Here is a 10,476-nt window from a genome sequence, read left to right as displayed (position 1 = left end):
GAACAGCGGCTTGCGGGCGAAGGTCGGCAGCACCTCGGAGATGATCCCGAATGCGGGCAGGATCAGGATGTAGACCTCGGGGTGCCCGAACAGCCAGAACATGTGCTGCCACAGGATCGGGTCCCCGCCGCGCGTCACGTCGAAGAACGCGGTGTCGAAGAAGCGGTCGAAGGTGAGCTGGAACAGGGCGACCGCGATGACAGGCATCGCGAACAGGAGCAGGAAGTTGACGACGAGCGTCATCCAGATGAACACGGGCATACGCATGAAGCTCATCCCGGGTGCCCGCATGTTGATGATCGTGGTCACGAAGTTCACCGATGCCACGAGCGACGCCACGCCCAGGATCTGCAGGCCCAGGCTGTAGAAGTCCATCCCGTGGCCCTCGAGGATCCGGTTCAGCGGCGCGTACCCGAACCACCCGCCGTCGGGCATGGCGCCCAGGGGGATGCTCGACAGCATGAAGATCCCCCCGAACAGGAACACCCAGTAGCTGAAAGCGTTGAGGCGCGGGAAGGCGACGTCGCGGGCGCCGATCATGATCGGCGTGAAGTAGTTGAAGAACGCGGCGGACAGCGGCATCACGACTAGGAAGACCATCGTGAGACCGTGCATCGTGAAGAGACGGTTGTAGGTGTCCGCGTCGAGGAACGTCCCGTCCGGGCGGGCGAGCTGGACCCGGATGAGCAGGGCCTCCAGACCGCCTATCAGGAAGAAGATGAAGGCGGTGACCCCGTAGAGGATCCCGATCTTCTTGTGGTCGACCGTGGTGAACCACGACCAGAACCCCGTCGTGGACGTCGGGCGCCGGAAGAGGCTCTGGTCCGGCTGCACGTGCTCAGCTGTGGTCGCCATTCACTCTCCCGTAGGTAACGTCACCTGAGACTCAGCAGGTAGTCGACGAGCGACTCGATCTCGTCCTCGGTCAGCCCGAGCGGAGGCATCAGGCTCCCCGGCTTCATGGCCGGGGGGTCGCGCAGCCACTCGCGCAGGTTCTCGCGGTTCGTCTCGAAGGTGGAGCCCGCGAACCGGTTCCGGCTCGCGAAGTGGGTCAGGTTGGGACCGCCGATCCCGGTGGCGACCCCCTCGATCGTGTGGCACCCCGCGCACGCGCCCTCGGCGAAGAGCCTCTGACCCTCGGCCAGCGCGCCGGTGGCCTGTGCGGCCGGTGCCCTCTGCTCGTTCAACCACCTGCGGTACCCCGCCTCGTCGTGCGCGATAACGCGGACGCGCATGTTGGCGTGGGACATCCCACAGAACTCGGCGCACTGCCCCCAGTACTCGCCGGGCTGGTCCGCCTCCAGCGTGAGGGTGCTCACCTTGCCCGGGACGACGTCCTGCTTCCCCGCCAGACGGGGGACCCAGAAGCTGTGTATGACACCCTCGCCGCGCTCGGCCGGGACGGTGAGGACCCCGCCCTCCTCGTAGGCGTCCATGGTCAGCATCACCGGGCGTCCAGCCGGGATGTGGAGCTCGTTGGCCGTGACGACGTCCTCGCCGGGGTAACGGAACTCCCACCACCAGCGGTGTCCGACGACCTCGACACGGATCGCCCCCTCCGGCTCCTGGGCGAGGGCGAAGATGGTGGCCACCGTCGGTACGGCGATGACGGCGAGGATGAGGGCGGGCAGGATCGTCCACCCGACCTCCAGCCGGGTGTTCCCGTGCACCTGCTGGGGCATGGGAGCGTCGGGACGGTCCCGGAAGCGGAACAGGGCCAGGACCAGGATCGCCTCGACCACCACGAACACGACGACCGCGGTCCAGAAGACCGGGGTGAACAGGCTCATCTGCTTGTGGGCGATGGGTCCGGCGGGGCGGAGGCTGTCCAGCTCGCCCCCGGTGGCACACCCGACGAGGGCGAGCGCCGCCACTGCGAGCAGGGTCCAGGTGAGCCTTCGCGTCCAGCGTCGAGGTGGGTTCGACATCAGCCCTCCGAGCCTAACGGTCGACCGCGCGTCGCCGCGCGCCAGAGATCGTAGTGGTTTGAGCATCGCTTCACAAGCCGCTTGCCGTCGCGGTCGCCGGGGGTGGAGTCGTAGTCTGGTTTCCCCTAAGCAGGAGGCTTCGCCATAGACACGCTGACCACCGCCGCGGGCTCGGTCACCTACCACCCGCTAGCCGAGATCGCCCCGCCCGAGCGCCTCCAGACGCTCCCGTACGTGCTCAGGGTCTTCCTGGAGAACGTCGCCCGACACCAGGGCAACGGCGCCGACCCGGCCCACCTCGAGGCCCTGCTCGCCTGGCCGGACGCCGGGCCCGTCGAGTTCCCCTTCCACCCGGGACGCGTGGTCCTGCAGGACTTCACCGGGGTCCCCTGCGTGGCCGATCTCGCCGCGGTACGGGGGGCCGTCCAGCGGCTCGGCGGGCGTCCCGACCTCGTGAACCCGAAGATCCCAGCCGACCTGGTCATAGACCACTCCGTCACCGTGGACGCGTTCGGATCGACCCTGGCCTTCGGGCGCAACGTCGATCTCGAGTACGAGCGCAACGGCGAGCGGTACGCCTTCCTGCGCTGGGCTCAGGGCGCCTTCGACCGCTTCTCGGTGGTGCCGCCCGGGGCGGGCATCGTCCACCAGGTCAACCTGGAGTTCCTGGCCCGGGTCGTGATGACCCACGGGGGGACGGCCTTCCCCGACACCCTAGTGGGCACCGACTCGCACACCACGATGATCGGGGGCCTCGGCGTGCTCGGGTGGGGCGTCGGGGGGATCGAGGCCGAGGCTGCGCTGCTAGGGGAGCCCGTCTCCATGCTCGTCCCGACCGTGGTCGGCTTCCGCCTCACGGGGCGGATGCCGGAGGGCTCCACCGCGACCGACCTCGTCCTGGCCATCACCGAGCTCCTGCGGGCGAAGGGGGTGGTCGGGAAGTTCGTCGAGTTCTTCGGGGACGGGCTCGACTCCCTGACTGTGGCCGACCGCGCGACGATCTCGAACATGTCGCCGGAGTACGGGGCGACCGAGGGCATCTTCCCGGTGGACGACCAGACCCTCACCTACCTGCGGGCGACGGGTCGCGACGCCGCGCTCGTCGAGCTGGTCGAGGCCTACTACCGCGCCCAGGGCATGTTCCGGGTGACCGGTGAGACCCCAGACCCGACGTACGACGAGGAGCTCACCTTCGACCTCGGGTCGCTCGAGCCGTCCGTCGCCGGCCCCCGGCGCCCCCAGGACCGGGTGGCCATCGGCGGCGTCCGCGACACCTTCCGGTCGGAGCTCGAGGACCTGAGGGCGCGGTCGCGCCCGGCGGACGGGGCCGGCGGCGTGGCTACCGCCCCGGCTCGGACCGAGGTGTCGGTGGACGGGGACCGGGGTGAGCTCACGGACGGCTCCGTCGTCATCGCCGCCATCACGTCCTGCACGAACACGTCCAACCCGAGCGTCATGCTGGGCGCCGGGCTGCTGGCCCGGAAGGCCGTCGAACGAGGGCTCAGCGTCGGTCCGACCGTCAAGACCAGCCTCGCCCCCGGCTCCCCGGTCGTCATCGACTACCTGCGGAAGGCGGGCGTCCTCGAGCCGCTCGAGGCGCTCGGCTTCCACCTCGTAGGGTTCGGCTGCACGACCTGCATCGGGAACTCCGGGCCCCTCCCCGACCCGGTGGCGGGGGCCATAGACAGCCACGACCTCGCCTGCGCGGCCGTGCTGTCCGGCAACAGGAACTTCGAGGGGCGCATCCACCCCCAGGTCCGGATGTCCTTCCTCGCGTCGCCGCCGCTGGTGGTCGCCTACGCCCTGGCCGGGACCGTGGACATCGACCTCACCTCGGAACCGCTGGGTACCTCTCCCGAGGGCGAGCCGGTGTACCTGAGGGACGTGTGGCCGACCGGGGAGGAGATCTCAGAGGCGATCACGAGCTCCCTCGATCCCGAGAGGTTCCGGGAGCGCCTGGACGGCCTGTTCGCCGGGGACGAGCGCTGGAGGGCGCTCCCGACCCCCGCCGGCGAGGTCTACGAATGGGACCCCGATTCCACCTACATCCAGGAGCCGCCCTTCGCCGAGATCGAGCGCGAGGCCGGGGAGGTCCGGGACGTGGTCGGCGCACACGTCCTCGTCTACCTCGGTGACTCGGTGACGACCGACCACATCTCGCCCGCGGGGACGATAGCCGCCTCCTCCCCCGCCGGACGGTGGCTGCAGGAGCGAGGCGTGCCGATCGAGGCGCTGCACTCGTACGGCGCCCGCCGCGGGAACCACCACGTGATGGTCCGGGGGACGTTCGCCAACATACGTCTGCGCAACCGCCTCGTGGACGTGGAGGGGGGCCACACCCTCCATGTACCGACCGGCGAGAGGATGACCATCTTCGAGGCGTCGGAGCGCTACCGGTCGGACGGGATCCCGCTCGTGATCCTGGCCGGGAAGGAGTACGGGGCCGGGTCCAGTCGCGACTGGGCGGCCAAGGGGACCCTCCTGCTGGGCGTCCGGGCGGTCCTGGCCGAGTCCTACGAGCGGATCCATCGGGCGAACCTGGTCCAGATGGGTGTGCTCCCCCTCGAGCTCCCCGCCCCCGCTGCGGACCTGGGTCTCGACGGCAGCGAGAGGTTCGATATCGCGGGCCTCGGTGCTCTGGAGCCCCGGTCCAAGGTGCAGGTGGTCGCGACGAGGGCCGACGGGACCCGCATCACCTTCGAGTCGGTCGCGCGCCTCGACACACGGACGGACGTCCGCTACTACCGTGAAGGCGGTATCCTGCCAGCCGTCGTTCGGGAGATCCTAGCCAGGGGGTAGATGGTTCGATGCTGTTGCGTATCGACGTTGAAGAGGACGGGAACCGCCGCGTGGTCCGCCTCGGCGGCGAGTGTGACCTCTCGACCGCCCCCCAGCTGCAGGAGGCGCTCGGCCCGATGCGGGCACCCGATGTCAACGAGATCATCGTCGACGTCAGCCAGCTGAGCTTCATGGACTCCACCGGGCTCGGGGTGCTCGTGGGAGCCCTGAAGCGGGTCCGGGAGTCGGAGGGTCAGTTCAAGATCGCCGGCGCGCAGGGCGCCGTGGCCCGGGTGCTCGAGGTGTCCGGGCTGGACAGGATCATCCCGCAGTTCCCATCCGTGGAAGCGGCGAAGGCGTAGCCGGCACCCCGGCTCCCTCGTCCTGGGGAGACGCGTCATGCAGGCGATCTGGCGGGGGGCCATCAGCTTCGGCGTCATCATCATCCCGGTCCGCCTGTACGGGGCGACCGAGGAGAAGAGCCTGCGCTTCAACATGCTGCACGCGTCCGACGGCGGACGGGTCAGGTTCAACCGCACCTGCGCCGAGTGCGGGAAGGACAACCTGACGAAGGACGACCTCGTCCGCGCGTTCGAGTACGAGAAGGGCTCCTACGTCACCTTCGACGAGACCGAGCTCGACGCCGTTCAGGTGCCGACCAGCAACACGGTGGAGATCCTGCAGTTCGTCCCCGGCGAGCAGATCGACCCGATCTACTACAACCGCTCCTACTACCTCGCTCCCGAGGGGCTCGGTACGAAGGCGTACGGCCTCCTGCGGGACGCGCTCGTGGAGTCGGGGAAGGTGGCCGTGGCCAAGGTCGCGATACGGGACAAGGAGCGCCTGGCGACCCTCAGGGTGCGAGAGAACGCGATCGTGCTCGAGACGATGTACTGGCCCGACGAGATCCGGGAGGCGGCCTTCCCCGAGCTCTCCGCCTCGCCCGATGTGAACCCCCGCGAGCTCCAGATGGCCCAGACCCTGATCGACACCCTCACGGAGGACTTCGACCCGTCCCAGCACAGCGACTCGTACCGGGAGGCTCTCCTGGCTGCCGTGGAGCAGAAGGTCCAGGGCCGGGAGGTGGTGGCGCCCGCTGCCTCCCCGGAGCAGGCCCCGGTGGCCGACCTGATGGAGGCGCTCGAGCGCAGCCTGGAAGAGGTACGCGAGCGCAGGTCCAAAGCGCAGTAGCGCCAGCCCGGGGCGGGACGGCCCCGGGGCCGTCCCGACGCACGCCGTATCCCGACGCTCGGCCCGCCGGTTATGCTGCCGCGCATGCGCGCCGTCCTGATCGTCAACCCCACGGCCCATAACGTCACCGAGGCTTCGTTCCGTGTCGTCGAGATGGCGCTCGAGGCGACCTTCGATATGGAGCTCGTGACGACGGAGGCCCGCGGACACGCGGCGGAGATCGCCCAGGAGGCGGTCGCATCGGGAGCCAAGTCGGTCCTCGTGTACGGCGGAGACGGCACGGTGAACGAGACCGTGAACGGCCTCATGGGTCAGAACGGGAGCACGGACGTCGTTCTGGGCGTACTGCCCGGGGGAGGGACCAACGTCCTGGCCCGGAACCTGGGCTTCCCCAACGAGCTGGTCGCGGCGACCGCGCATCTGATCGATCTCGTACGCGGCGGCCGGACGCGCAGGCTCCCCTGCGCTCGCCTGCGGGCCAGCGGTCCGGACGGGGAGGTCGACCGGGTCTTCTCGTTCGCCGCGGGGCTGGTCCTCGACGCTGAGATCGTCCGGCGAGTGGACCTGTCCGGCCTGAGGCCGAAGCTGCACGACTGGGCCTACATCCTGCAGGGCTTCCGCGCCTTCTTCTCCATCCGGAGAGGGGACGGGCCGCCGCTCAGGATCTCGACCCCCGAGGGGGGCCAGGAGGCGTGGTGGGCCCTCATGACGCTGACCGACCCCTTCACCTACCTGGGCAAGAGGGGGATCCGCGTCGCCCCGCCGGTGAGGGACGCGGCGGGGCTCGACGTCGTGGCGGGACGGTCCATGAAGGTGGCACGGACGCTGAGATGGATCGCCCAGACCCTGACCTCGGGACGCCACCTGCGCCATCGCGACATCCTGCACCTTCACGACCAGCGAGCTTGCCGCGTGGAAGCCGTCAGACCCGTGCCGGCGCAGGCTGACGGGGAGCACCTGGGGAGCGTGACCCGGGTCTCGGTCGACGTGCTGCCGGGCGCGTTGAGCGTCTGGGCCGACCCGGCCCCCTGAGATAGTGAACCCTTGCACGAACGCCTCGCGACGTGCATACTGCTACAGCCCTGGTGTCACATCGGCTCCATCGCATCATGCTGACCAGGGGTCAACCCAGTCCAGCGAGGAGGTACGGCCTATGGATTGGCGTGAGACCGCACGCTGCAAGGAACTGGACCCCGACCTGTTCTTCCCCGTTGGAACCACCGGACCCGCCCTGCTGCAGATCGAGGCTGCCAAGGCCGTCTGCCGCACCTGCAACGTACGCGAGAGCTGCCTCCAGTACGCCCTCGATTCCAACCAGGAGTACGGGATCTGGGGCGGGACGACGGAGGAAGAGCGCCGCTACATGCGCAGGGAGCTCGCCCGGGTCGGGTCCTGAACCGACCGCCGCCTAGGAGGCGGCGTCCCCACCGATACCAGCCGTAGGCTCCGGCCGTGGCGCCGCACCGTCCTCGAGCCGCGCCACCAGGTCGCGCAGCTGGGGGCCGTCGAGGACCTCGACCCGCTTCAGCTCCGCTGCTACGCCGCGCAGCGCGCCCTCGTGTGACTCCAGGATCCGTCTCGCGCGGTCGTAGGCCTCGCGCACCAGCCTGGACACCTCCTCGTCGGCGATGCGGGCCGTCTCCTCCGAGGTCTCGCGCTCGACCCTCTCCCAGGGCGCCCGGTCGAGGAACTGGGACCCGTTCGGGTTGAGGGAGACGGGACCGATCCTGGGCGACATGCCGAACTGCTCGACCATCCGCCGCGCCGTCTCGGTCGCGCGCTTCAGGTCGTCCTGGGCTCCCGTGGAGAGGTGTCCGTACACGATCTCCTCGGCCGCCCGGCCCCCGAGGATGTATGAGAGCCTGTCCAGCAGCTCCGCCTCCGTGACGATGTAGCGGTCCTCGATCGGCAGCGTCATCGTCATGCCCAGGGCGGCCGGACCCCTGGGGATGATCGTGACCTTGTGGACGGGGTCGAGGTTCTCGACGAACATCCCGACGAGCGCGTGTCCGGTCTCGTGGTGGGCGACGATGTCCTTCTCGCGGTCGGACAGCACTCGTGACCTCCGCTCGAGTCCGGCCATCACGCGCTCGATGGCCTCCTGGAGGTCCTTCTGATGGACCGCTTCCTCGCCGCGGCGGGCCGCGAGCAGGGCGGCCTCGTTGATCACGTTCTCCAGCTCGGCTCCGGCGAACCCGGGCGTCTGGGCGGCGATGGCCCTCAGGTCCACGGTCTCGATGAGCTTCACCTTGCGCGCGTGCACCTCGAGGATGGCTAGGCGCCCGTTCAGGTCCGGACGGTCGACGACGACCATCCGGTCGAAGCGCCCGGGGCGCATGAGCGCCTGGTCCAGGATCTCCGGCCGGTTCGTGGCGGCCATGATGATGACGCCCGTCTTGGGGTCGAACCCGTCCATCTCGGCCAGGAGCTGGTTCAGGGTCTGCTCACGCTCGTCGTGGCCGCCGATCGTCATGCCGGCTCCCCGCGACTTCCCGATGGTGTCCAGCTCATCGATGAAGATGATGCACGGGGAGTGCTGCTTCGCCTGCTCGAAGAGCTCCCGGACACGGGCCGCGCCGACCCCGACGAACATCTCGACGAACTCGGACCCCGACATGAAGTAGAAGGGCACGTCGGCCTCGCCGGCCACCGCTCGGGCGAGGAGGGTCTTCCCGGTGCCGGGGGGCCCGACCAGCAGGACCCCCTTCGGGATCCGGCCCCCGAGCCTCTGGTACTTCTTCGGCTGCTTGAGGAAATCGACCACCTCGTTCAGCTCGGCGACCGCCTCGTCGACGCCGGCGACATCGGCGAAGGTCGTCCGCATCTCCTTGCGGTTGTAGAGCTTCGCCTTCGACCGGCCGAAGTTCAGGGCGGCCGCTCCCCCGCCCATCCGCCGGAGCAGGAACATCCAGAACAGGATGATGAGCCCGAACGGGAGCACCCAGGTGAGCAGCCCCCAGATGGGGTTGTCCGGGACGAAGTCGTAGTCGATCCCTGACTCCTCGAGCTGGGGGATGAGGTCCTGGTCCTCGATCGGCGGGAGCGCGGTCTGGAACGGCCGGGTCTCCCCGTCGTCGCGGAACTCCCCGCGGATCTGGGAGCTCGAGATCTCCACCTCCGTCACCCGGCCGTCGCGAAGCAGCTGCTTGAAGCGGCTGTAGGAGATGTCACGTCCGGTCGACTGCCACTGCTGGAACAGGAACGCGCCGAGCAGCGCCAGGGCGGCGTAGATGGCGATCATCTGCCAGCTCCGGCGGGGGTTCCGCTGGGGGGGCTTCGGGCGCTGTGACACGTCTGGCGCCTAGGATACCGTTGCGTGCCCGGCCCGACCGGTCGTGGCAACATCGAGGACGACCTAGGAGGACCCTTGGACATCAAGATCACCTGCAGGGCGTGCGAGCGGACCTACCCGGTCTCCGAGACCGTGGACCCGGAGGGCCGCCCTGGACACTGCCCGTTCTGCGGACAGTCCCTGGCCTTCCAGTACGCGTCCACCTACATCGACGCCGCCGAGCGCGTCCTCGCCCTGGCGCCCGAGTTCCAGCGCCAGCTCACCCTGTTCGCGGAGCTCGCCGGGGGCTTCGAGATCGAGGAGGACACGATCCTCGGTCCCCTGCGCGAAGCCATAGCGAAGCAGGACGCGTCGCTCGCCGAACCGTACCGGGCGCCGTGGCCTCCGGCGCCGAGCGAACCCGTCCGCTGAGAGCGAGATGCGCGTACTCCTCGTCGACAAGAACGTCTACGACCTCGAGGCGATGTGCTTGGCCCTCACCTCCCCTGACATCGAGGTCCAGACGTCGCACGACGGCGACCGGGCGCTACTGGCCGCGATGGGAGACCCCCCCTCGGTCGTCGTCGCCGCCTCCAGCCTCGGGCAGATGGGAGGGTTCGCCCTCTCCAGGGAGCTGAAGATGCTCCACGACCGGGGGGACATCCCCTACGTAGGGGTCGTCGTCCTGCTCGAGCGCGATGTGGACGAATGGCTGGCGCGCTGGTCCCGGTGCGACGCCTACCGGACGAAGCCGGTCGACCTGGACGAGCTCGAGCTGCTGGTCCGGGAGCTCGGGACGCGCCCTCAGCCCGCGTCCGTCTAGGAGAGGGCCTCCGCCCGAACCACTATCCTCTGGTCGTAGCGCCGCCTCGCCTGGTCGAAGTTCCCTCCGCAGGTGATCAGCGTGACGCTGTGGACCGGCGTCTCCCCCATGATCTCCTCGACCGGGGCGTTGTCGGGGTGGTAGAGGCGGACCCACTTGACCCGGTAGCCGTGAGCGGCTCCGTCGACCTCCACCCAGACCTCGTCCCCCTCCTTCACCTCACCCAGCCGCCAAAGCGTGCCCTGCCGGCCGCCCCACGAGCGATGACCGGCCAGTATCACGTTGCGGTACGGACCCGGGTACGACCCGTGGTCCAGCCAGGCGACGTCGCGGCTGTTCGGGGGGATGACCATGTCCCGGTCCTTCACGACAGTCGACACGACCGGACCCTCGATCGCGACGGACGGGATGCGAACCCGTCCCCGGGTCGGGAAAGCGGCCGGCCGCGCAGGCTTGGGCGGCGGTGGCGCGGGCCGGGTCACCGA

The 10,476-nt window shown here is 69.4% G+C and carries 11 protein-coding genes; 7 read left to right on the top strand and 4 right to left on the bottom strand.

Features of this window, described 5'->3' with window-relative positions:
- Together VM840_12075 and coxB are read right to left on the bottom strand one after the other, a co-directional pair.
- Positions 1–855, bottom strand: an 855-nt coding sequence (locus tag VM840_12075) for a cbb3-type cytochrome c oxidase subunit I (protein ID HVL82315.1), incomplete at its 3' end; no start/stop codon positions are given.
- Positions 856–875: 20 nt separating this feature from the next.
- A complete protein-coding gene (gene coxB, locus VM840_12070) occupies positions 876–1,928 on the bottom strand; it encodes a cytochrome c oxidase subunit II (protein HVL82314.1) in 1,053 nt (350 codons plus the stop codon).
- Positions 1,929–2,072: 144 nt separating this feature from the next.
- On the opposite strand from coxB, the gene acnA reads away from it, so the two are divergent.
- From acnA to VM840_12045, 5 genes are all read left to right on the top strand, one after another.
- Entirely contained in the window at positions 2,073–4,727 is a 2,655-nt protein-coding gene (gene acnA / locus VM840_12065) for an aconitate hydratase AcnA (GenBank protein ID HVL82313.1), read from the top strand.
- A gap of 8 nt (positions 4,728–4,735) precedes the next feature.
- Positions 4,736–5,068 carry an anti-sigma factor antagonist gene (locus VM840_12060; protein ID HVL82312.1) on the top strand — a complete coding sequence of 111 codons (333 nt, stop codon included), beginning with the start codon at positions 4,736–4,738 and terminating at the stop codon, positions 5,066–5,068.
- A gap of 37 nt (positions 5,069–5,105) precedes the next feature.
- Entirely contained in the window at positions 5,106–5,897 is a 792-nt protein-coding gene (locus VM840_12055) for a Ku protein (protein HVL82311.1), read from the top strand.
- 84 nt (positions 5,898–5,981) lie between these two features.
- Positions 5,982–6,929 (top strand): diacylglycerol kinase family protein, encoded by a 948-nt coding sequence (locus VM840_12050; GenBank protein HVL82310.1) that lies wholly within the window; start codon positions 5,982–5,984, stop codon positions 6,927–6,929.
- A gap of 121 nt (positions 6,930–7,050) precedes the next feature.
- Complete coding sequence (locus VM840_12045) at positions 7,051–7,293, top strand: WhiB family transcriptional regulator (protein ID HVL82309.1); 243 nt, start codon at positions 7,051–7,053, stop codon at positions 7,291–7,293.
- Between the two features lie 12 nt (positions 7,294–7,305).
- On the opposite strand, the gene ftsH is transcribed toward VM840_12045, so the two are convergent.
- Positions 7,306–9,138 (bottom strand): ATP-dependent zinc metalloprotease FtsH, encoded by a 1,833-nt coding sequence (ftsH, locus tag VM840_12040; GenBank protein ID HVL82308.1) that lies wholly within the window; start codon positions 9,136–9,138, stop codon positions 7,306–7,308.
- A 126-nt stretch (positions 9,139–9,264) separates the two neighbouring features.
- Between ftsH and VM840_12035 the strand changes: the two genes are divergently transcribed.
- Positions 9,265–9,600 (top strand): hypothetical protein, encoded by a 336-nt coding sequence (locus VM840_12035; GenBank protein ID HVL82307.1) that lies wholly within the window; start codon positions 9,265–9,267, stop codon positions 9,598–9,600.
- Between the two features lie 7 nt (positions 9,601–9,607).
- Complete coding sequence (locus VM840_12030; GenBank protein ID HVL82306.1) at positions 9,608–9,991, top strand: hypothetical protein; 384 nt, start codon at positions 9,608–9,610, stop codon at positions 9,989–9,991.
- Here the strand turns inward: VM840_12030 and VM840_12025 are convergent.
- The coding region (locus tag VM840_12025) for a class F sortase (GenBank protein ID HVL82305.1) at positions 9,988–10,476 on the bottom strand (489 nt) is incomplete at its 5' end. The two genes, VM840_12030 and VM840_12025, sit on opposite strands and share 4 nt — an antisense overlap.

Source organism: Actinomycetota bacterium (genome assembly GCA_035540895.1).
Taxonomy (GTDB): Bacteria; Actinomycetota; JAICYB01; order JAICYB01; family JAICYB01; genus DATLFR01.
The sequence above is the reverse complement of the archived record's forward strand: the minus strand, read 5'-3'. Positions and strand labels throughout refer to the sequence as shown.